Source organism: Kitasatospora sp. SolWspMP-SS2h, from assembly GCF_003259315.1.
Taxonomy (GTDB): domain Bacteria; phylum Actinomycetota; class Actinomycetes; order Streptomycetales; family Streptomycetaceae; genus Kitasatospora; species Kitasatospora fiedleri.
This window is the reverse complement of record NZ_QLLT01000006.1, coordinates 256335-278411: the sequence shown is the minus strand read 5'-3', so window position 1 is coordinate 278411 and position 22077 is coordinate 256335. Positions and strand designations below refer to the sequence as shown.

18 protein-coding genes are annotated in these 22077 nt (G+C 76.0%); 9 read left to right on the top strand and 9 right to left on the bottom strand.

Features of this window, described 5'->3' with window-relative positions; translation table 11 throughout:
• Positions 1-119: 119 nt before the first annotated feature.
• Positions 120-1121, top strand: a complete 1002-nt coding sequence (locus K353_RS10080; RefSeq protein WP_111553224.1) for a polysaccharide deacetylase family protein — start codon at positions 120-122, stop codon at positions 1119-1121.
• A 103-nt stretch (positions 1122-1224) separates the two neighbouring features.
• Here the strand turns inward: K353_RS10080 and K353_RS10075 are convergent, their stop codons facing one another.
• Positions 1225-1932: an exonuclease domain-containing protein gene (locus K353_RS10075; RefSeq protein WP_111553223.1), complete on the bottom strand. Its 708-nt coding sequence runs from the start codon at positions 1930-1932 to the stop codon at positions 1225-1227.
• Positions 1933-2035: 103 nt separating this feature from the next.
• The gene (locus K353_RS10070) at positions 2036-3283 is read right to left on the bottom strand and encodes an SAV2148 family HEPN domain-containing protein (protein ID WP_233533477.1); all 1248 of its coding nucleotides are present in this window, start codon (positions 3281-3283) and stop codon (positions 2036-2038) included.
• A 413-nt stretch (positions 3284-3696) separates the two neighbouring features.
• Between K353_RS10070 and glgX the strand changes: the two genes are divergently transcribed.
• From glgX to treZ, 4 genes are all read left to right on the top strand, one after another.
• Positions 3697-5811 carry a glycogen debranching protein GlgX gene (gene glgX / locus K353_RS10065; RefSeq protein ID WP_111553222.1) on the top strand — a complete coding sequence of 705 codons (2115 nt, stop codon included), beginning with the start codon at positions 3697-3699 and terminating at the stop codon, positions 5809-5811.
• 101 nt (positions 5812-5912) lie between these two features.
• Positions 5913-6779 (top strand): SDR family NAD(P)-dependent oxidoreductase, encoded by an 867-nt coding sequence (locus K353_RS10060; protein ID WP_111553221.1) that lies wholly within the window; start codon positions 5913-5915, stop codon positions 6777-6779.
• A gap of 64 nt (positions 6780-6843) precedes the next feature.
• Positions 6844-9234: a malto-oligosyltrehalose synthase gene (treY, locus tag K353_RS10055; RefSeq protein WP_111553220.1), complete on the top strand. Its 2391-nt coding sequence runs from the start codon at positions 6844-6846 to the stop codon at positions 9232-9234.
• Positions 9234-11030 carry a malto-oligosyltrehalose trehalohydrolase gene (treZ, locus tag K353_RS10050; protein WP_111553219.1) on the top strand — a complete coding sequence of 599 codons (1797 nt, stop codon included), beginning with the start codon at positions 9234-9236 and terminating at the stop codon, positions 11028-11030. The genes treY and treZ overlap by 1 nt, the downstream gene beginning before the upstream one ends.
• 64 nt (positions 11031-11094) lie before the next feature.
• On the opposite strand, the gene K353_RS10045 is transcribed toward treZ, so the two are convergent.
• A complete protein-coding gene (locus tag K353_RS10045; RefSeq protein WP_111553218.1) occupies positions 11095-12033 on the bottom strand; it encodes a transketolase family protein in 939 nt (312 codons plus the stop codon).
• Positions 12034-12052: 19 nt separating this feature from the next.
• On the bottom strand, positions 12053-12850 hold the full coding sequence (locus K353_RS10040) for a transketolase (RefSeq protein ID WP_370447581.1): 798 nt from the start codon (positions 12848-12850) through the stop codon (positions 12053-12055).
• Positions 12851-12917: 67 nt separating this feature from the next.
• Between K353_RS10040 and soxR the strand changes: the two genes are divergently transcribed.
• The 3 genes from soxR to K353_RS10025 all read left to right on the top strand — a co-directional run bounded on the left by soxR (position 12918) and on the right by K353_RS10025 (position 15329).
• Positions 12918-13415 carry a redox-sensitive transcriptional activator SoxR gene (gene soxR / locus K353_RS10035; RefSeq protein WP_111553217.1) on the top strand — a complete coding sequence of 166 codons (498 nt, stop codon included), beginning with the start codon at positions 12918-12920 and terminating at the stop codon, positions 13413-13415.
• A gap of 88 nt (positions 13416-13503) precedes the next feature.
• Positions 13504-14352: an SAM-dependent methyltransferase gene (locus K353_RS10030; protein WP_111553257.1), complete on the top strand. Its 849-nt coding sequence runs from the start codon at positions 13504-13506 to the stop codon at positions 14350-14352.
• A gap of 74 nt (positions 14353-14426) precedes the next feature.
• Positions 14427-15329: a sulfurtransferase gene (locus K353_RS10025; protein ID WP_370447580.1), complete on the top strand. Its 903-nt coding sequence runs from the start codon at positions 14427-14429 to the stop codon at positions 15327-15329.
• Positions 15330-15370: 41 nt separating this feature from the next.
• Here the strand turns inward: K353_RS10025 and K353_RS10020 are convergent, their stop codons facing one another.
• Together K353_RS10020 and K353_RS10015 are read right to left on the bottom strand one after the other, a co-directional pair.
• Complete coding sequence (locus K353_RS10020; protein ID WP_111553216.1) at positions 15371-15868, bottom strand: toll/interleukin-1 receptor domain-containing protein; 498 nt, start codon at positions 15866-15868, stop codon at positions 15371-15373.
• Positions 15869-15952: 84 nt separating this feature from the next.
• Positions 15953-17335 carry a helix-turn-helix transcriptional regulator gene (locus K353_RS10015; protein WP_111553215.1) on the bottom strand — a complete coding sequence of 461 codons (1383 nt, stop codon included), beginning with the start codon at positions 17333-17335 and terminating at the stop codon, positions 15953-15955.
• Between the two features lie 371 nt (positions 17336-17706).
• Between K353_RS10015 and K353_RS10010 the strand changes: the two genes are divergently transcribed.
• Complete coding sequence (locus tag K353_RS10010; protein ID WP_111553214.1) at positions 17707-18351, top strand: hypothetical protein; 645 nt, start codon at positions 17707-17709, stop codon at positions 18349-18351.
• Between the two features lie 7 nt (positions 18352-18358).
• Here the strand turns inward: K353_RS10010 and coaE are convergent, their stop codons facing one another.
• From coaE to K353_RS09995, 3 genes are all read right to left on the bottom strand, one after another.
• Positions 18359-18955, bottom strand: a complete 597-nt coding sequence (gene coaE / locus K353_RS10005; RefSeq protein WP_111553213.1) for a dephospho-CoA kinase — start codon at positions 18953-18955, stop codon at positions 18359-18361.
• A 156-nt stretch (positions 18956-19111) separates the two neighbouring features.
• Entirely contained in the window at positions 19112-19756 is a 645-nt protein-coding gene (locus K353_RS10000; protein WP_111553212.1) for an MBL fold metallo-hydrolase, read from the bottom strand.
• Between the two features lie 35 nt (positions 19757-19791).
• Positions 19792-21897 carry an MMPL family transporter gene (locus K353_RS09995; protein ID WP_158585382.1) on the bottom strand — a complete coding sequence of 702 codons (2106 nt, stop codon included), beginning with the start codon at positions 21895-21897 and terminating at the stop codon, positions 19792-19794.
• Between the last annotated feature and the right edge of the window lie 180 nt (positions 21898-22077).

Below are 22077 nucleotides of genomic sequence, written 5' to 3'. Positions count from 1 at the left end.
TCCGTCCGGTGCCCGCCCCGTGGCGCGGCGCACCTCCGGACGGAACCACCCCGCTCGTGCCTGGCGTCGTACCGGACGCCCCGCCCCCAGGCGGCCGGTACGACGTCAGGAGTCGCCCCGTGGTGAAGTCCCGCATACCCGCCCCCCGTCGTCCCCTGCTGCTCGGTGCCTGCGCGCTGCTCGGCACGTCCGCCCTGCTGGTGGCGTGCGGTGCGCCGGGCACCCCCGCCGCGGCGGGGGACGCCGCGCACCGCTCGGCCCCACCGAGCGCGAGCACGGGCACGACCGGTACGGCGGACGGGACTTCGTCGGCGGTGCGGCCCACCCCGGACGGGGACCGGGAGACGGGCGCCGTCCCCGGCCGCACTCCGGCGCCGCCCGCCCCGGGCGGCAGCACCGCCCCGGCCTCGCCGTACGCCTCCCCGTCCTCGTCCCCGTCCGCGCCCGGGTCCGCCGCGCCGTCCGCGAGCCCGAGCGCCTCGCGGCCCGCCACCCCCGCCCGGCCGTCCGCGCCCGTGCCCGCCTCCCACGTGCTGCGGCACACCGCCTCGGGCGGGCGGACGGTGGCGCTGACCTTCGACGACGGTCCGGGCCCGGCCACCGGGCAGGTGCTGGACCTGCTGGCGCAGTACGGCGCGAAGGCGACGTTCTGCGAGATCGGCGGCAACGCGCAGGCCCGCCCGGCGGCGGTGCGGCGGATCGTGGCCGAGGGCCACCGGCTGTGCGACCACACCGTGGACCACCCGCAGCCGATGCACACCCGGTCGCACGAGCGGCAGGTCGCGGAGATCGCCGACGCCAGGTCGATGATCGAGCACGCGGCGGGCGACGGCACGCCGATCGCCTGGTGGCGCGCCCCGGGCGGCGACTTCACCGCGGAGAACGAGCGGATCGGCGCCGACCTGGGCATGAAGTCGCTGGGCTGGTCGGTCGACCCGCGCGACTGGTCGCGGCCGGGCGTGCAGGCGATCGTCGCCAACGTGCAGCACGACCTGCGCCCGGGCGGGGTGGTGCTGATGCACGACGGCGGCGGCGACCGCAGCCAGACGGTGGCGGCGCTCAAGCAGCTGCTGCCGTGGCTGGTCGCGCAGGGCTACGCCTTCGACTTCCCGCAGTCCTGACGGGCCGTCGGTCCCCGGCGGAAAGCCACCGGCGGGAGACCACCGGCGGACCCACCGGCGGGCGGCTGGCGCGCGGGCGCCGGAGCGCCGGAGCGCCGGAGCGCTAGGAGGCCTGCTTGAGCGGCCAGCGCGGGTCGACCACGGCCGCCGGGTCCTTGCGGCGCAGCCAGCTCTGCAGGTCGGTGGCCCAGGCCCGGTGCCAGTCGATCTGCCGCCGGTGCAGTTCGTCCAGCGGCAGGTCGCCGGCCTGCGCGGGGTAGCGGTGGCCGAGGGCGACGGCGACCCGGACGGCGGCCAGCGCGTCGCTGCCGGCCTCGTGCGCGTCGCGCAGTTCGACGCCGTAGACCTCGCAGACCCGCTGGAGGGTGCGCGAGCCCTTGCGGTACTTGTCCAGCGCGCGGTCGACGACCATCGCGTCGACCACCGGGGTGACCGGCCCGCCGAGGCGGTCGGCCAGCGTGGGCAGGCGGTGGCGGCGCAGTTCGGCGTCGAGCAGGGAGAGGTCGAAGGGGGCGTTGAAGGCGACCACGGGCCGCCCGGCGGCCAGCCGGTCGGCCAGGGCGCGGGCGATCTCCTCGATCGCCTCGGCGGCCGGGCGGCCGTGCGCGCGGGCCTCGGCGTCGGTGATGCCGTGGATCGCGGCGGCCTCGGCGGGTATCGGGACGCCGGGGTCGAGCAGCCAGGTGGTGGCCCGTTCGACGCCGCCGCCGAGGGTGTCGACCACGGCGGCGGTGACGATCCGGGACGCCTCCGGGTCGGTGCCGGTGGTCTCCAGGTCGAAACCGGTGAGCGGCCCCTTCCACCAGGTCATGGGGGTGTGTCCTTCCGTCAGCACTGCCAGGGTGGGTCCATCATCGCGCGGCGCAGTGACAGCGCCCGCGGCACTCCTGCCCCGGGCGTGGTCGGGCACGCGCTCAGGACACCGGCCGGGAGTCCCCCCACAGGTCCTCGAACTCCTCGCGGTAGACCTCCAGCAGCCCGGGTTCGGTGCCGCCGGGGTCCTGCCCGGCGCCGCCGCGCAGCACCAGCGCGGGCGACTCGATGCCGCGCGCCCGGCGCAGGTAGGGCTGGACGACGCCGAGGTCGGTGGAGCGCCGCCGCCCGCCGGCGCCGGTGGTGCGCTGGCCCTCGACCAGGTAGGCGGTGAACCGGGGCAGTTCGTCGAACACCCGGATCTCGAAGCTGCCCGGGTCGCGCAGCCGGGCCCGGACCCGGCGCACGTGCATGATGTTCATCTCCACGGCGCGCCCCAGCTCGCCGCGTCCGATGCCCAGTTCGCGTTCGCGGCGGCGCACGGCGCTGCTCGCCGGGTTGAGGAACAGCAGCCGCACCCGGCAGCCCTCGGCGGCCAGCCGGACCAGCCGCTTGCCGGTGTAGTTCTGGCAGAGCATGCCCAGGCCGATGCCGACCGCGTCCAGTCGGCGGGCCCCGTCGAGCAGGTCCTCGACCGGCAGGTCGCGCTGGAGCCGGACCCGGTCGGCGTGCACGGCGACCACGTCGGCGTAGCGGCCGGCGACGAGTTCCTCGACCACGTCGGCGGGCACCCCGCCGTGTCCGCCGTCGAGCAGGGCCAGCAGCCGGGCGGCGGCCCGCTCGGTCTGGTCGAGGACGGTCTGCGACAGGGCCCGGTTGCGGGAGACCACGTGCCGGGCGACCTCCAGTTCGTCGAGCGCCAGCTCGACCTCCCGGCGATCCACCAGGTGCGGTTCGAAGCACGGCCAGTGCTGCACCATCAGTTCGCGCAGCTGCGGCAGGGTGAGGAAGACCAGCGGGTCGTCGTCCGCCGGGTCGAGCAGGTAGCCCTTGCGGCGGGAGACCTCGCGCACGGCGGCGGCCCGGTGCACCCACTCCTCGCCGGCCGGTCCGGCGGCGGCGGTGACCCACTCCTCGCCGTGCGCGGGCGCGTAGACGGGGCGCAGCACCTCGTCGACCAGGGCGCGCATCCGCTGCTCGACCAGGTTGAGCCAGACGTAGGCGCGGCCGGCCAGCCGGACCCGGCGGTAGGCGTCGTCCCACTGGTCGGCGGCCCAGGCGGGCGGCGTCCCCTCGGCCGGGCCGCCCGGCGGGGGCAGCGGTCCGCGGCCGCCGCGGACGATCAGCGTCGGGGCCTCGCTGCTCCCGGCCCGCGGGTCCGTGCCGTCGCCGCCGGCGGGGAACCCCATCCGCTACCTCACCTCTCGTCCGCCGCCCTACGGGTGACGGTGCGTCCGCTGGATCCGTCCACCACGACGGCCCTGGTCGCACGCCGCGTGGGCCCGGGGCTCGCGGTCCGGACGATCAAGGGTATCGTCCGGCGCCGCCGGGCCGCAGCCCTCTTGACAGCAAGCGGACCCGGCCCCGACGGTGCGTCACCGCCCGGCCACGCCACGCCGACGGACCGGGCCGCTGGGACACCCGTTCGGGCGAACCACGCGCGGATGGGCGGGGAGTTCGGGCCGTCGCCGGGGAGTATGCGGGTGTGCCGTGCGTCACCTGGTTGCCGCTCCGCACATGGCCGGGCGCTCCACCGGGAAGCCCTCTGGGAAACCCTCTTGGGAGCGCCAGTTCGCCTCAGGCACAAGGAAGTTGAGGACACATGCAGGTCTGGCCGGGGAAACCGTACCCGCTCGGCGCCACCTACGACGGGGCGGGCACCAACTTCGCCGTCTTCTCCGAGAGCGCGCACCGGATCGAACTCTGCCTGATCGCCGAGGACGGCTCCGAGACGGTGGTCGAGCTCCGCGAGGCCGACGCCTTCGTCCGGCACGCCTACCTGCCGGGCATCCAGCCCGGCCAGCGCTACGGCTTCCGCGTGCACGGCCCGTACCAGCCGGGCCTCGGGCAGCGGCACAACGCCGCGAAGCTGCTGCTCGACCCGTACGCGAAGGCGATGAGCGGCCACATCGACTGGGACGAGTCGGTGTACGGCTACCACTTCGGCGCGCCCGAGCGCCGCAACGACCTGGACTCGGCCCCGCACACCATGCACTCGGTGGTGATCAACCCGTACTTCGACTGGGGCACCGACCGGCCGCCGCGCACCGACTACCACCGCACCGTGCTCTACGAGGCGCACGTCAAGGGCCTGACCGAGCTGCACCCGGGCATCCCCGAGGAGATCCGCGGCACGTACGCGGGCCTGGCCCACCCGGCGGTGATCGAGCACCTGGCCAAGCTGGGCGTCACCGCGATCGAGCTGATGCCGGTGCACCAGTTCGTCCGCGACCACCGGCTGCGCGACCTGGGGCTGGCGAACTACTGGGGCTACAACAGCGTCGGCTTCTTCGCCCCGCACTCCTCGTACTCCTCCACCGGCGACCGCGGCCAGCAGGTGCAGGAGTTCAAGTCGATGGTCAAGGCGCTGCACGCGGCCGGCATCGAGGTGATCCTCGACGTGGTGTACAACCACACCGCGGAGGGCAACCACCTGGGCCCCACGCTCTCCTTCCGCGGCCTGGACAACGCCTCCTACTACCGGCTCGCCAAGGACCAGCGCTTCTACGAGGACACCACCGGCACCGGCAACTCGCTGCTGATGCGCAGTCCGCACGTGCTCCAGATGATCATGGACTCGCTGCGCTACTGGGTCACCGAGATGCACGTGGACGGCTTCCGCTTCGACCTGGCCGCGACGCTGGCCCGGCAGTTCCACGAGGTCGACCGGCTCTCCTCGTTCTTCGACCTGGTCCAGCAGGACCCGGTGGTCTCGCAGGCCAAGCTGATCGCCGAGCCCTGGGACCTCGGCGAGGGCGGCTACCAGGTCGGCAACTTCCCGCCGCTGTGGACCGAGTGGAACGGCAAGTACCGCGACACCGTCCGGGACTTCTGGCGCGGCGAGCCCGCGACGCTGGCCGAGTTCGGCTCCCGGCTGACCGGCTCCTCCGACCTCTACCAGGACGACGGCCGCCGCCCGATCGCCTCGATCAACTTCGTCACCTGTCACGACGGCTTCACCCTGCGCGACCTGGTCTCCTACAACGACAAGCACAACGAGGCCAACGGCGAGGACAACCGGGACGGCGAGTCGCACAACCGCTCCTGGAACTGCGGCGCCGAGGGCGGCACCACCGACCCCGCCGTGCTGGAGCTGCGCGCCCGCCAGCAGCGCAACTTCATCGCCACCCTGATGCTCTCCCAGGGCGTCCCGATGCTCTGCCACGGCGACGAGGCCGGACGCACTCAGCGCGGCAACAACAACGCCTACTGCCAGGACTCCGAACTGACCTGGGTGCACTGGGACGGGGACGGCGCCGACGCCTCCCTGCTGGAGTTCACCCAGGCCATGATCTGGCTGCGCCGCGACCACCCGGTCTTCCGCCGCCGCCGCTTCTTCCACGGCCGCCCGGTCTCCGGCACCCACGACGACCTCACCGACATCGCCTGGTTCACCCCGGCCGGCGAGGAGATGACCAAGCGGGACTGGTCCACCACCTACGCGAAGTCGCTGACCGTCTTCCTCAACGGCAACGCGATCTCCGAGCCCGACCGGCGCGGCGGCAAGATCGTCGACGACTCCTTCCTGCTGCTGTTCAACGCCCACTCCGAGCCGCTCACCTTCACCGTCCCGGCCGGGCACGGCGAGGCCTGGCAGGTCGTCGTCGACACCGCGCTGCCCACCCTGCCGCCGCGCGGCACCGGCCCCCGGGTCAAGGCCGGTGACACCCTGCGCCTGCCCGACCGCGCCCTGATGGTGCTCCAGCGCCCGGCGTGACCCCGCGCGCTCCGGTTCGTCCCCGACCCTCCGGTCTGCGGGCGCTCCGGGGCGGGTACCCCCTCTGCACTGCGGAACCGCAGACCAGAGGGGGGTACGAAGTGTCTCGTCGGTGGTTGGTGACCGGGTGTTCGTCGGGGTTGGGGCTGGCGCTCGCGCGGGCGGTGGCGGCGGCCGGGGACCGGATCGTGGCGACCAGCCGGGGGGCCTCGCCGTTGGACGCGCTGGCGGCGGAGTTCCCCGGGCAGGTGGTGCCGGCCCGGCTGGAGCTGCGCAGCGCGGCGGACTGCGCGGCGGCGGTGGAGCTGGCGCGCACCCGCCTGGGCGGGGTGGACGTGCTGGTGAACAACGCCGCCGTCGGCCTGTTCGGGGCGGTGGAGGAGGTCTCGGACGCGGAGCTGCGCGACCAGCTGGAGGTGCTGGCGGTGGCGCCCTGGCGGCTGGCCCGGCTGGTGCTGCCGGTGATGCGGGCGCAGGGCGGCGGGCACGTGGTGAACGTCTCCTCGGTCGGCGGCCGGATGGCCTTCCCGGGCCTGGGGGCGTACGTGGCGGGCAAGTTCGCGCTGGAGGGGTTGAGCCTGGCGCTGGCGGCGGAGGCGGCGGCGTTCGGGGTGCGGGTGACGGTGGTCGAGCCGGGCGGCTTCGCCACTTCGTACGGGAACGCGCTGGCCGAGTCGGCGGTGAAGCTGCCGGAGTACGGGCCGGTGCTGGCGCCGATGCACGTGGCGCTGCGCGGCATGGCCGGGTCCGCGGAGCTGAACCCGCCGGAGGCGTTCGCCGCACTGGTGCTGCGGGCGGTGGCCGCGCCGGCGGGCCCGGTGCGGCTGCCGGTGGGGCCGGACGCGTACGCGATGCTGGAGGCGGCGCTGGCCGGGGAGGCGGCGGAGCTGGCGGCGGCCCGGGCGCTGGCGGGCGAGGGGGCGGCGGCCCGGGCGGGCGGGGAGGTCGCGGAGCCCGGTCCGGTCTGAGGGCGCGCCCCTCGTTCGGCGCAGCGGACGGTAGGTCCGGGGCGGCCCGGGTAGGCATGCGGGTATGACGCCAGCCGCCGCACGCCCCGATACTGCCGGCATCCCGACGGCCAGTTACCGGCTCCAGTTGCAGCCGGAGTTCACCCTGCACGACGCCCGCCGGGCGGTGCCGTACCTGGCGGCGCTCGGCGTGTCGCACCTGCACCTGTCGCCGTTGCTGGAGGCGGTGGCCGGCTCCACCCACGGCTACGACACGCTCGACCACAGCCGGATCAGCGAGCAGCTCGGCGGTGAGCGGGCGCTGCGCGAGCTGGCCGCGGAGGCGGCGGCCCACGGGCTGGCGCTGATCGCGGACGTGGTGCCCAACCACATGGCGCTGCCGGTGCCGGAGCGGCTGAACGGGCCGCTGTGGCAGGTGCTGCGGAACGGCCCGGACGACCCGTTCGCGGACTGGTTCGACATCGACTGGGCCGCCCAGCCGGGCCCGGTGGACGCCCCGGAGCGCGGGCGGCTGCTGCTGCCGGTGCTGGGCGACCGGCTGGGCGCGGTGCTGGACCAGCTGGCGGTGGACGGCGACGTGCTGCGCTACCACGACCACGCGTTCCCGCTGCGGCCCGGCACCGAGGGCCTGCCGCTGGCGGAGCTGCTGGAGCGGCAGTGGTACCGGCTGTGCTGGTGGCAGCTGGCCGACGAGCAGGTCAACTACCGGCGCTTCTTCACCGTCAACGACCTGATCGCCGTCCGGGTGGAGGTCCCGGAGGTGTTCGAGGCCACCCACGGGGTGCTGCTGCGGCTGCACCGGGAGGGCGTGCTGGCGGGCTTCCGGATCGACCACCCGGACGGGCTGGCCGATCCGCGCGGCTACCTGCGGCGGCTCGCGGAGGCCACCGGCGGGGCGTACACGGTGGTGGAGAAGATCCTGACCGGGGACGAGGCGCTGCCCGCGGACTGGCCGTGCGCGGGGACGACCGGGTACGACGCGCTGCGCCGGATCGACGGGGTGCTGACCGACCGGCGGGGCGCGGAGAAGCTGTTCGCGGCCTACCGGCGGGACGTGGGCGAGGCGGCGGACCCGGCGGCGGCCGGCCGGGCCGGGCGGGCCGAGATGGTCGCGCCGGGCGGGGCGCTGGCGGCGGAGACGGACCGGCTGGTGCGCCTGGTGGGGCGGATCTGCGCGGACGGGCCGGAGCTGGCGGACCACTCGCCGCTGGCGGTGCGCCGGGCGCTGGAGGGGCTGCTGACCGGCTACCCGGTGTACCGGCCGTACGTGGTGCCGGGCGAGCCGGCCCCGCCGGAGGCGGTGGCGGCGCTGGCGGCCCCGGTGGACGCCCCCGCCACCGAGCGGCTGGTGCGGGAGCTGGCGCTGGGCGCGCTGGGGCGGTCGGCGGCGAAGGACGAGTTCTGCCACCGGTTCGGGCAGACCGCGTCGGCGGTGGCGGCCAAGGGCGTGGAGGACACCGCGTTCTACCGGTTCAACGCGCTGCTGTCGCTGAACGAGGTGGGCGGCCTGCCGGAGCGGCCGGGCGTGTCGGTGGAGGAGTTCCACCGCTGGTGCGCCGAGCAGGACCGGCTGTGGCCGGCCTCGATGACGGCGCTGTCCACGCACGACACCAAGCGCAGCGCGGACGCCCGGGCCCGGCTGGCGGTGCTGGCGGAGCTGCCGGAGGTGTGGGCGGCGGAGTGCGCGGCCTGGACGCTGGCGGCCGGGCCGTGCGCGGACCGCTCCACGGCGTGGCTGCTGTGGCAGACGCTGCTGGCGGCGTGGCCGGTGTCCGAGGGGCGGCTGCTGGGGGTGGTGCTGAAGTCGGTGCGGGAGGCGAAGCGGCGCACCTCGTGGAAGGACCCGGACGAGTCCTTCGAGCGCGGGCTGGAACGGTACGTGCGGGGGGCGCTGGCCAACCCGGGGCTGTGCCCGCGGATCGCCGGGTTCGCCGGGCTGATCGCGCCGTTCGCCCGGGTGAACTCGCTGTCGGCGGCGCTGCTGCACCTGCTGGCGCCGGGCGTGCCGGACGTGTTCCAGGGCGGCGAGGAGCCGCTGTACACGCTGGTCGACCCGGACAACCGGGCGCCGGTGGACCTGGGCGCGCTGGCGGTGCGGCTGACCGACTCGCCGGAGCCGCGCCCGGGCGACCTGGCCCGGGAGAAGCTGCACCTGACCACCACCGCCCTGCACCTGCGCCGCTCCGGCCCGCTGGGCTCGTACCGGCCGCTGGCGGCGGACGGCCCGGCCGCCGGGCACCTGGTGGCGTTCGGGCGCGGCGAGCGGGTGCTCGCCGCGGCGACCCGGCTGCCGTACGGGCTGCACCGGGCGGGCGGCTGGCGCGAGACGGTGCTGGAGCTGCCGCCGGGGCGCTGGACGGACCTGCTGACCGAGCGGCACTTCACCGGCGGCACCGTCGAACTCTCGTATCTCTTCCGGCAGTCGCCGGTCGCACTGCTCGCGGAGGGGTCCTGATGCGGTACCGGGTGTGGGCGCCGGAGGCCAAGGTGGTCGAGGTGGAGGTCGGGGCGATCCCGTACCTGCTGGAGCGCGACCCGGCCCGGCCGGGCTGGTGGCACGGGGAGGCGCCGGAGGGCGACTACGGCTTCCGGCTGAACGGGGGCCGGGCGCTGCCCGACCCGCGCTCGGCGTGGCAGCCGTTCGGCCCGGACGGGCTGAGCCGCCGGGTCGACCACGGCGCGTTCGCCTGGTCGGAGACGGCCTGGCGGGGGCGCCCGCTGCCGGGCGCGGTGGTGTACGAGCTGCACGTGGGCACGTTCACCGCCGGGGGGACGTTCGACGCGGCGGCCGAACGGCTCGACCACCTGGTCGACCTGGGCGTGGACTTCGTCGAGCTGATGCCGGTGTGCGCGTTCCCGGGCCGCTCCGGCTGGGGGTACGACGGGGTGGACCTGTGGGCGGTGCACGAGCCGTACGGCGGGCCGGACGGGCTGAAGCGGTTCGTGGACGCGGCGCACCGGCGCGGGCTGGGCGTGGTGCTGGACGTGGTGCACAACCACCTCGGCCCCTCGGGCAACTACCTGCCGCAGTACGGCCCGTACTTCACCGACCGGCACCAGACGCCGTGGGGCTCCGCGGTCAACCTGGACGCGCCGGGCTCGGACGAGGTGCGGGCGTTCCTGATCGGCAGCGCGCTGTCCTGGCTGCGCGACTACCGGATCGACGGGCTGCGGCTGGACGCGGTGCACGCCCTGGTGGACACCCGGGCCCGGCCCTTCCTGGAGGAACTCGCCGCCGAGGTCGAGAAGTTGGCGCAGGCCACCGGCCGGCCGCTGTTCCTGGTCGGCGAGTCCGACCTGAACGACCCGCGCACCACCGCCGCCCGGGAGGCGGGCGGCCTGGGCCTGGACGCGCAGTGGAGCGACGACTTCCACCACGCGCTGCACTGCCTGCTGACCGGCGAGGCGCAGGGCTACTACGCGGACTTCGCCGCCGACCCGTACGCGGCGGTGGCGAAGACGCTGACCCGGGGGTTCTTCCACGACGGGAGCTGGTCCTCGTTCCGGGGCCGCTCGCACGGCCGCCCGTTCCCGGCCGGGCACGGGCACCGGCTGCTGGGCTTCGCCCAGTCCCACGACCAGGTCGGCAACCGGGCCGCCGGCGACCGGCTCTCGGCGTCGCTGCCCGCCGGGCGGCTGGCGGCGGCGGCCGCGCTGGTGCTGACCTCGCCGTTCACGCCGATGCTGTTCATGGGCGAGGAGTGGGGCGCGGGCACCCCGTGGCAGTACTTCACCGACCACACCGACCCGCAGCTGGCCGAGGCGGTCCGGCAGGGGCGGCGCCGGGAGTTCGCCGGGCACGGCTGGCGGGCCGAGCAGGTGCCGGACCCGCAGAGCCCGGCCACGGTGGCCGCCTCCACCCTGGACTGGGCCGAGCCGGAGCGCGCCCCGCACGCCGAACTGCTGTCCTGGTACCGGGAGTTGATCCGGCTACGCCGGACCGCCCCGGAGCTGTCGGACGGTGACCTGGCCGCGGTGCGGGTCCGCTACGACGCGGCGGCCGGCTGGCTGGCGGTGCACCGGGGCCGCTACCGGGTGCTGGTGCGGCTCGGCGGCTCCGCGCAGCCGCTGGTCGTCCCGCTGGAGGGCGGGTTCGCCGCGCTGGAGGCCGCGTTCGGGGAGGTGGCGGTCGACGGGGCGGCGGCCGGCGGGGCGGCGGCCGGCGGGGCGGCGGCCGGCGGGGCGGCGGCCGGCCCGGGCGGCGCGGTGCTGCTCGGGCCGGACGCGGTGGCGGTGGTGCGCACCGCGTAGGCGGCGGACGTCCGCGGGGGGGGCGGCGGGCGTCCGTCCGGCACCGGCGGGCGCCGCGCGGCGGCTACCAGAGGTACTCGCTGATCCGGGTGCGCAGCCCGGCGGCGTCCAGGCCGTACGCGGCCAGGTGCTCGGGGATCGAACCGTAGTGCCGGTGCTCGGCCACCGGCACGCCCAGGGCCAGCACCCGGTGCGGCAGGTCGCCGAGCGCCAGGTGCGCGGCCCGCTCGGAGGTGCCCGCCAGGTAGGGCTCCACCAGGACCGCGTCGGCCCGCTCGCCGAGCGCGGCGCGCAGGCCCGCGGCGTCGAACGGGCGGACGGTGGCCGCGTACAGCACCGTCACGTCGAGCGTCTCGGTGGCCTCCAGCACGGCGTCCAGCATCGGGCCGACCGCCAGCACCGTGCCCGCGTGCCGGGAGCCCCGGCGGACGGTCAGGAAGCGTCCGGGGGCGACCGGCCGGGCCTCGGCGTTCTGGTGCGCGGAGAGCCGGACGTACTGGAGGGTGTCGCCCGCCGCGACGGCGTGCCGCAGCAGCAGGTCGGCCTCGGCGGGGTGGCCGGGGACGTGGACGTGCCAGTCGGGGAGGGTGTCGAGCAGCGCGACGTCGCCCGGGGACATGTGGGTGCGGCCGCCGGCCGGCCAGTCGTAGGATCCGGCCGCGCTCACCAGGACCGCGCCGACGCCCTGGTGCACCAGGTCCAACTTCACCTGCTCGAAGGGCCGTTCGACCAGGAAGCTGGCGAAGGTGTGGGCGATCGGCCGCATCCCGGTCAGCGCCAGGCCGCCCGCCACGCCGATCAGCAGCTGCTCGCGGATGCCGACGTTGACCACCCGGTCGGGGTGGGCGCGGGCCGCCCCGGGGAACTGCGCGGCCCCGATGTCGGCGAGCACCAGCGCGGTGCGCGGGTCCCGCTCCAGGAGTTCGGTGACGGTCGCAGCGAACTGCTCGCGCATGGTGGCCTCGTGGGCGGCCGGACGGGTGGCCGGGTGGGTGCTCTGCATGGTCTCTTCTCCCCTGCGGTCAGCTGTGCTTGGGCTCGGTGCGGGCCACCACGACGTGCGGGCGGCCGGGGTGCGGGGCGGTGAACGCCCGGTACAGCCGCTCGTGGTCGCGGCCGTCCACGGTGGCCGTCGACCAGCCCTCGCCGGCGAACCGGGCCGCGATGCCGCCGCTCCAGCCGTGCGTGGCCGAGGAGTTGTCGATCACCAGGGTGTGCAGCCGCTCCAGCCCGTACGCCCCGGCGAAGGCCACCGCCTCGTGGTTGGAGCCCTCGTCGAACTCGGCGTCACCGATCAGCACCCACACCGCCGGGCCGTCCAGGCCCTGCGCCCGCAGGCCCAGCGCCGTCCCGACCGCCAGCGGCAGGCCGTGCCCCAGCGAGCCGGAGCCGATCTCCGCGCCGGGCACCAGCAGCCGGTCCGGGTGGTGGCCCAGCGGCGAGTCGTAGGCGCCGAAGCTGGACAGCAGCTCGACCGGGAAGAAGCCCTTCGCGGCCAGCACCGCGTAGTACGCCATCGGGCCGTGGCCCTTGGACAGCAGGAACCGGTCGCGGTCCGGCGCGTCCGCGTTGCCCGGGTGCGCGTTCAGGACCCGGTCGTAGAGCACCCACAGCGCGTCCAGGGTGGAGGTCGCGGCCGGGGAGTGCTTCTCGTCGCCGGTCATCAGGGAGATCAGGTGCGGCAGTTCGGCGAAGCCGCCGCCGCGGGTGCGCGTCGCCGCGCCCGCCGTGGGGGCGTTCGCCGTGGGGCCGCCCGGCGTGGGGGCGTTCGCCGTGGGGGCGCCCGGCGTCGCTTCGTCCGTCGTGGAGTCGCTCGTCATGGGAGAAAGCCTCCGACTTCAAGTCCGCTTGAAGTCAAGCGGGCGCTTCCCGGTACACTGCGGAGGCATGGCACCCACCCGGCACGACGTCCTCACCATCGGCCAGCTCGCCGAGCGCAGCGGCCTGGCCGCCTCCGCGCTGCGCTACTACGAGAGCCTCGGGCTGATCCACTCCGCCCGCACCGCCGGGAACCAGCGCCGCTACCCCCGCACCGCGCTGCGCCGGATCGCCTTCGTCCGGGCCGCCCAGCAGGTCGGGCTCAGCCTGGAGGAGGCCCGCGCCGCCCTCGCCCGGCTGCCCGAGGACCGCGCCCCCACCACCCGGGAGTGGAACGCCGTCGCCACCGCCTGGCAGCACCGGATCGACCGGCAGATCGCCGAACTCCAGCACATGCGCGCCAAGTTGACCGGCTGCATCGGCTGCGGCTGCCTCTCGCTGACCCGCTGCGGCCTCTACAACGCCGCCGACCGGGCGGGCGCCGCCGGGCCCGGTGCCCGCTACCTGTTCACCCGCGACCCGGACACCGGCCCCGAGCCCGGGGCCGACCCCGCCCCGGCGGGCTGATCCACCGGTTTCCGGACCCGCCGACCGGCCCGCCGCCGGGCCGTCTATGCTGCCCCCGGAAGCGCGTTCCACCGACGGGGAGCCGGACATGACCGAACATCAGGAAATTGCCCTGGACTGGATGTCCGGCGAACAGGAGCAGCCGCCCTCCGCCGAACTGCGCCCCGAGGTGCCGCACCCGGCCCGGATGTACGACTACTACCTCGGCGGCAAGGACAACTTCCCCGCCGACCGGGCCGCCGCCGAACAGGTGCTCGCGATCAGCCCGCTGGTGCGGATCAGCGCCCAGGCCAACCGGGCCTTCCTGCAGCGGGCCGTGCGCACCCTCGCCGAGCAGGGCGTGCGCCAGTTCCTCGACATCGGCACCGGCATCCCCTCCGCCGGGAACACCCACGAGATCGCCCAGGCCGTCGCCCCGTCCGCCCGGGTGGTCTACCTCGACAACGACCCGATCGTGCTGGTGCACGGCCGGGCCCTGCTGGCCGGCGCCCGGCAGGGCAGCGTCAACGTCCTCCAGGCCGACCTGCGCAAGCCCGAGGCGATCCTCGCCGACCCGGCCGTCCGCGACCTGATCGACCTCGACCGGCCGGTCGCCCTCCAGCTGTTCGCCATCCTGCACTTCATCGACGACGCCGACGACCCGTACGCGATCGTCCGCACCCTGGTCGACGCCCTGCCCTCCGGCAGCTACCTGGCCCTCTCGCACGCCACCGGCGACTTCGCCGCCCCCGAGGACGCCGCGAAGGGCCCCGCCGTCTACAGGTCCGCCACCGCGCAGCTCAGCATGCGCACCCGCGCACAGGTGCTGCGCTTCTTCGACGGCCTCGACCTGCTGGAGCCCGGCCTGGTCACCGCCCCGCTGTGGCGCCCCGACCAGGACCCGCGGGACACCGACCAGCAGGTCGCCATCTGGGCGGGCGTGGCCCGCAAGCCCTGACCGCGGCCGGAGCCGACCCGGCGGGTGGCGGTGCGATCACGGGCCATCCGCACCCGCCCGAAGGAGCGACCGCCGTGACCGCACCGCCGCCCGCCGCCGGGCCCCCGGCCGGCCAGACCCCGGCCGCCGTGCCGCAGGCCGCCGTACCGCCGCTGGTCGGCGCCGACTGGCTGGCCGCCCGGCTCGGCCGCCCCGGCCTGGTGGTCCTGGACGCGGGCGTCGGCGCGCACCGGCACCCGCCCGTCCGGATCCCCGGCGCCCGGGCCTTCGACCTCGACGGCGCGCTCTCCGACCACGCCTCCCCGCTGCCGCACACCCTGCCCTCCCCCGCCGACCTCCAGCGCGAACTGCGCGCCCTGGGCGTCGACGACCGCTCCACCGTGGTGGTGTACGACGGCGCGGGCGTGTACTCCGCCCCGCGCGCCTGGTGGATGCTGCGCGCCGCCGGCCTCGACCGGGCCGCCGTCCTGGACGGCGGCCTGCCCGCCTGGCGGGCCGCCGGACACCCCGTCGACGCCGGGCCGCCCGCCTCCCCCGCCGACGGCCTCCCGGCCGGGGACGTCACCGTCCGGCCGCGCCCCGGCCTGTTCGCCGACCGGGACGCCGTGGCCGCCGCCCTCGCCGACCCCGGCACCGCCGTCCTGGACGCCCGGGCCCGCGACCGGTACACCGGCGCCGCCCCCGAGCCCCGCCCCCACCTGCGCCGCGGCCACCTGCCCGGCTCCACCAGCCTCCCCTTCACCGAACTGCTCACCCCCGACGGCCGCTACCTCCCGGCGCCCGAGCTCCGCGCCCGCCTCGCCGCCGCCACCGCCGGCCGCCCCCGCCTGATCGCCTCCTGCGGCTCCGGCGTCACCGCCTGCGTCCTGGCCTTCGCCGCCCACCTCACCGGCCACCCCTCCCCCGCCGTCTACGACGGCTCCTGGTCCGACTGGGGCCGCCCCGGAACCGGCCTGCCGGTCGCGACCGGCGACTGAGCGCGGCGGCGAGGCGGGCGCGCGGCCCGGGCGCCGGCGGGTCAGCGGCCCTTCACCGCCGCGTCGGCCGCGGCCAGTTCCGGGACGAGGGCGGCGAGTTCGTCGGCGATCCGGGTCAGGTCGGCGTGCGAGCTGCGCAGGTCGAGGCGGCGGTGCTGGCAGTCGGCGAGGGCCGCGAGCGGTTCGGGGAGGCGTTCGGCGCGCAGTCTGGGGGTGTCGCCGACCAAGACCGGGATGACCAGGGCGCCGACGGCGAAGGCTTCGGCTATCTCGCGGCGCGGCCAGTCCTCCGGGTCCTCGACCGCGGGGCGGCCGTCGCGGCCCTGGACGTCGAACCAGCGGGGGCCGACCACGGCGAGCAGGACCGCGCAGTTGCGGACGGCGGCGATCAGCTCCTGCGGGTAGCGGCTGCCGGGGGCGATGGACTTGCTGGCCCGGAACACCTGGTCGCTGCCGAACCGGTAGGACAGTCCGTGGTCGAGCAGCGCGGCGACCGCCTCCTGGTCGCCGGTGCGGTAGTTCACGAAGATCGCGGGCATGGTGCGTCGACCTCTCTGTGCGGGGGTGTCCCGGCGGCGGTCCCGCGCGGGCGAGGGGAAACGGGCGGTGGGGCCGACGGGCCGTCAGCAGCTGCCGGTGATCGCCCGGAGCAGGAGGGGCTGGAACTCGCGGACCGCCCGGTTGGCCCGGAACCGCCGCAGTTCGCGGTCGAGCCGGCGCAGGTCGGCGACGACCGTCGCGGAGGGCACGTCGGCGAGGGTGTCGAGCTGTTCGGCCGCGATGGCGCAGGCGTGCTCGGCCTCGCCGGCCCCGGCGTGGGCCAGGGCGCGGCGCAGCCCGTAGCGGACCCGGGCGCGGGCGGCGGACAGCGGGATGCGGGCGCACTCGCGGTCGAGGACCTCGGCGGCGCGCCGGGCGTGGCCGAGGTCGAACAGGCACCAGCCGGTGGTCATCGCGGCGGGGTCGGCGATGTTGGCGCTGCCGATCACCGGGCCCCCGTCGCGGTCGGCGTCGGCGGTGTCGAGCAGCACCTCGGCCCGTTCCAGGCCGCGCAGGCAGCGGTTGCGGTCGCCGCCGAGGGCGTGGCCCTGGGCCTCACGGAGCGCGGCGAGGCCGCGGATGCGAGGCGGCAGGCGGCGGTCCTGGGCGGCGGTGGCGAGCGCGACGGTGGTGGCGGCGTCCCCGGCGTAGAAGGTGATCAGGGCGCGGCGGACCAGCGCGTACCCGGCGAGGTGGCGGTTGCCGCCGGCCCGGGCGAGTTCGACGGCCCGCTCGGTGTGCGCGAGGGCGGCGTGCCGGTCGCCGGCCTCCTGCGCCATCCAGCCGCCGAACTCGATGAAGTGGGCGGCGATCAGCAGCAGTTCGGCGCGGGCCCGGCCGTCGCAGCGCAGCGCGATCCGGACGGCGGTCTCGCTCTGCATCTGGAGGGCGGGGACGAGCAGCACCGGGTCGAGGTGCTGGCCGAGCGCCCGGTACTGGGTGAGCTGTTCGCGCAGCAGGGCGGGGACCCCGGGGTCGAGCGCGGTGGGGCGCTGCGGGGGCAGGGCGGCCAGCGCCTCCGGGGCGGGGAGCGCGGGCACCGGGAGGCCCTCGGGTCCGCCGCGTCCGGTGCGCGGCTCGGCGTACCCGGTGCCCGCGTACCCGCCGTAGCCGTAGCCGTACCCGTGGCTGTGGCCGTACCCGTGGCTGTGGCCGTACCCGTGGCTGTGGCCGGCCTCGGCCTCGGCGGCCTCGCGGGAGCGGAACCCGACGCCCGGCCCGGTGCGGTGGGCGGCGGCCCGGGCGGTGGGTTCGGGGCGGGCGGCGAGCTGCTGGAGGCGGCCCTCGGCGCCGAGCAGGGCGTCGCAGCGGCGGGCGAGTTCCTGGGACGCCTTGCGCTGGCCGCTCTCGACCTTGCTCAAGTAGCCCTTGCTGTAGCTGAGTTGCCGGGCGAGCCCGTCGAGCGAGAGGCCGTGCGCCTCGCGCAGCCGGCGCAGTTCGGCCCCGAAGCGATGAGACGAGAGCACGCCAAATCACCCCCTGGATGCGTCCCGGGCACACGCGGTGTGCGGGATGTTCGGTTCGGTCTGGGAGCGCTCCCCGGCGCTCCGAGGGAATCTTGGCATGCGACTGATCGCTTCCGGAGCGTTACGGAGCGGTTTCCCGTTGCCAATTCCGCTGGCAGGCCGTGCGGCAGGGCGCCGATCGGCCTCCGGCGGGCGACCGGACGCCGATCGGCCCGGCCCCGCGAGGCCCCCGGGCCCCGCCCCGGGACCCGCACCGGGCGGCGCGCGGGCGACGTTTGCGCGCCCGGTCCGTACGGGGACGAATCACCTGGGACACGGCCCGCTGACCTGGGGCGACCCCGGACTCCGCCGATCAGCACGAGGGGGATCCTTTGACCGCGCCGAAGCCGCCCGAGGGGATGCCGCCGCACCCCACCGCCCCACCACCGGCCCCCGCCGGGCCGGCCCCGCCCCGCCGGATCGACCTCCAGGGCTGGAGCGCCGTCATCACCGCCCTGGTCGGCGTCGCCACCCTGGGCGCCGGGTTCGCGGGCGGCTACCTGTCCCAGTCGCAGTCCGTCCCCGGCCTCCGGCCGCAGCCGACGGTGACGGTGACCCTTCCCGGCCCGGCCGTCCCGGCCCCCGCTCCGGCCCCGGTCGGCACCCCGCCCGCCACCGTCAGCCCGCCCGTCGACACGCTGCCCGGCGAGGCGCTCGGCAGCCCGGGGGCGAGCGGCACCCAGGTGCTGCTGGCCTCGCCGGACGCCGGGCGCGGCGGGACCAGGACGGTGCTCACCGGGCAGGGGTTCCCGCCCGGCGCGGTGGTGCGGGTCTCCTTCGTCGTCAAGGACGAGTCCGAGCTGGACCAGCGGCTGCGCGACCTGCGCGACACCGAGTCCGACGCCCGCGGCGCCTTCTCCGTCGAGGTGGTCATCCCCGCCGACCTGGGCGGCTACGCGGACATGAACGCCTACCTGCGGGCCCGGGCCGGCACCGGCGGGAAGCCCGTCGAGACGGTCTTCGACCTGCTGCCCTGACCGGCCGTCAGGCCCGGCGCTCCTCCAGCCGCCGCCACAGCTCCTCGACCCGGGCGGTCAACTGCTCCAGGTCGCCGCCGTTGTCGAGGACCAGGTCGGCGACGGCGAGGCGCTCCTCGCGGCCCGCCTGGGCGGCCATCCGGGAGCGGGCCTCGTCCTCGGCCATGCCGCGCAGCTCGACCAGCCGGCGCAGCCGCTCCCCGTCCGGGACGTCGATGACCACGACCAGGTCGTACAGCGGGGCCAGGCCGTTCTCGGCGAGCAGCGGGACGTCGTGCACGACGATCGCGTCCGGCCCGGCCGCGGACTCCAGTTCGGCGGAGCGGGCCCGCACCAGCGGGTGGACGATCGCGTTGAGCTTCGCCAGCCGGGCCGGGTCGGCGAAGACGATCCGGCCGAGCGCGGGGCGGTCCAGCGCGCCGTCCGGGAGCAGCACGCCGGGCCCGAACTCGGCGGCGACGGCGGCCAGTCCGGGCGTCCCGGGGGCGACCACCTCGCGGGCGATCACGTCCGAGTCGACGATCACCGCGCCGTGCGCGGCCAGTTGGCGGGAGACCTCGCTCTTGCCCGCGCCGATCCCGCCGGTCAGTCCGATCCTCAGCATGCCGCCAGGCTACCGGCCCCCGGCGCCGGCCCGCCGCGGCGGGCCGGCGCCGGCGAGCCCGCGGACGCGCGCGGGAGCCCGGCGGTGCCCGTTTCCCGGTGCCACGCCGGTTCCGGAGCCTGACGTACCGTCAGATGCCTTTCCGGGCAAGGCGGTTCACTCGATGTCGAGGGACTCCCCGGCCGCCAGCGTCCGGTACTCCACGCCGCCGGTGCCGGGGCCCTGCGGGCCGAGCAGCCGCCCGTGGACGGCCTGTCCGGCCTCGCTGAGCGTCGCCTCGTGGATCGCCACCGCCTGCCGGGGCTGGGTCTCGCGCAGGTAGTCGACCAGTTCGCCGGCCCGCAGCCAGGGCGCGCCGAGCGGCAGCAGCAGGGTGTCGACGGTGTCCGGCGGGAGGGTCAGCGCGTCGCCCGGGTGGAAGGCCCGGCCGCCGAGCAGGAAGCCGATGTTGGGGATGCGCGGGATGTCGGGGTGGATCTCGGCGTGCCACTCGCCGTGCACCGTCACCGGCAGGCCGTCCAGGTCGAACGCGTCGCCGTCGCCGACCACCGTCACCCGGGCGCCGATGCCCTCCAGCTGCCGGGCCACGGCCGAGTTGGTGTACACCCGCAGGCCCGGGTTGGCCTCGACGGCGGCCCGGACCTGCTGCTCGGTGAAGTGGTCGGCGTGCTCGTGGGTGATCAGCAGGGCGTTCACGTCCGCCACCACCTCCGTCCCGCTGAACATGCCGGGGTCGATCAGCGCCGCCCCCCGCGCGTGCTCGATCCGGACGCAGGCGTGGCCGAACTTCGTCAGTCGCATGCGGCCAGCCTACGGCCGCGGCCCGGCGGGTCCGGCTACGGCGCACCCACCAGGCCGCGGCGCTTCACCAGCCGCGGCGCGGGCAGCACCACCGGGCGCAGCGGCGGCAGCTCGACGTGCTCGTGCAGGCCGACGATCCGGTGCAGGCGGCGCAGCGGGGCGGGCGCCCACCAGTTGAGCCGGCCGAACAGCGTCATGGTGGCGGGCACCAGCAGGGTCCGCACCAGGGTGGCGTCCACCGCGACGGCCACCGCCAGCGCGATGCCCATCTGCTTGACCATGAGCATCTGCCCGGCGGCGAACCCGGCGAACACGATCACCATCAGCAGCCCGGCCGAGGTGATGATCCGACCGCTGCGCTGGAGGCCGAGCTGCACCGACCTCGCGCAGTCGTACCCCTGGTCGTGCAGCTCCTTGATCCGCGCGAGCAGGAACACCTCGTAGTCCATCGACAGCCCGAACGCGAAGGCGAACACCAGCACCGGGATCACCGTCTCCAGGCCGCCGGTCGGCGTGAACCCGAGCAGCGAGCTGAAGTACCCGTGCTGGAACACCAGGGTCAGCGCGCCCAGCGACGCCCCCAGCGAGAGCACGTTCATCAGCAGCGCCTTCACCGGCAGCACCACCGACCCGGTCATCAGGAACAGCAGCACCAGCGTCCCGGCCGCGACCAGGCCCAGCGCCCACGGCCCGCGCGAGCCGATCTCGTGCTGGAAGTCCACCAGCGACGCCGCGTCGCCCGTCACGTACGTCTCCAGGCCGCCGCGCTCGGAGCGCAGCTCGCCGACCACTCGCTTGGCCCCGGCGCCCTGCGGGTCGCCCTTGACCAGCACGTCCACGGTCTGCACGCCGTCCGAGACCGGCGCCACCGACCGGACGCCCGCCACGCCCGGCAGCTCCGCCACCACGTCGTCCGCGTACCGCTGGGCCTGCTGCGCCGTCCCCTCGACGACCACCTGCACCGGCGCCGGGACCTGCCCGGGGAAGCGCGCCTCGACCGTCTCGGCGACCTGCCGGGACGCGAAGCTCTTCGGCAGCACGTCCGCCCCCGAGTTGCGGAAGTGCGAGCCCAGGAACGGCGCCCCCGCCGCCAGCAGCAGCGCCACGCAGGCCAGCATCACCGGCACCGCCCGGCGCTGCACCCGGCGCACCGTCCGGGAGAAGAACCCCTCGTCCGGGACGGGCGCGGTCGGCGCCTTGATCCGCCGCCCCATGAAGCCCAGCAGCGCCGGCACCAGGGTCAGCGCCGCCGCCACCGCGATCACCACCACGCTCACGCCCGCCACCGCGACCGCCCGGAACACCGGGCTGGTGAACACGAACAGCCCGCTCAGTGCGACCGCCACCGTCAGCCCCGAGAACGCCACCGTCCGGCCCGCCGTGGCCGCCGTGCGCTCCACCGCCTGCGCGATGTCCGCGCCGTGGCCGCGCTCCTCCCGGAACCGGTTCACCATCAGCAGCGCGTAGTCGATCGACAGGCCCAGGCCCAGCACCGTCGCGATCGGCAGCACCGAGGTGTCGATGTCCATCAGCTTGCTGAACCCGAACATCGCCAGCAGCGCCCCGCCCACCGAGGCGATCGCCCCGATGCCCGGCAGCCCCGCCGCGGCCAGCCCGCCGAACACCAGCACCATCACCACCAGGGTGAGCGGCAGCGTCACGATCTCGCCGAACCTGGTGTCCTTCGCGGTCTGGTCCTTCACCTCCTGCTGGAGCACCAGGTCGCCGCCGACCACGGTGTGCGCGCCGTCCGCGTCGATCCGCTCCAGCCGGTCGGTCACCGCCGCCAGCTGCTTCGCCGTCGACCCGTCCGCCATCCGCACGCTCACCAGCGACGCCTTGCCGTCGCTCGCGGTCAGCTGCCCGCCCGTGCCGTACGTGTCCGCCACCGAGACCACGCCCGGCAGCTTCGTTACCTCCGCGCTCGCCCCCTCGACCGCGGCCCGCACCGCCGGGTCGGCCACCGCCGGCCCGTCCACCACCGCCGTCACCGTGCCCTGCACCGGGTCCGCCGCCTGCACGACCGCCGTCCCGGCGGCCGACTCCGACCCGCCGCTGCCGGTGGCCGCCACCGACCCCTCGAACACCCGCCCGCCGAACACCACCCCCACCGCGAGCACCAGCGCCCAGAACGCCAGCACCCAACGCCGGTGCCGGAAACACACTCGCCCCAGCGCGGCCAACCGACCGGAAACCTGGGAAACCTGGACCTCTGCTGCGGTGGAGCGGGAGCTGCGCATGCGGGGAGCCTTTCGGACAAGTCCCCTCAATGTATGCGTGACTACGTTTTCGTCCTATAGGCGGACGATGAGCCTCATCTC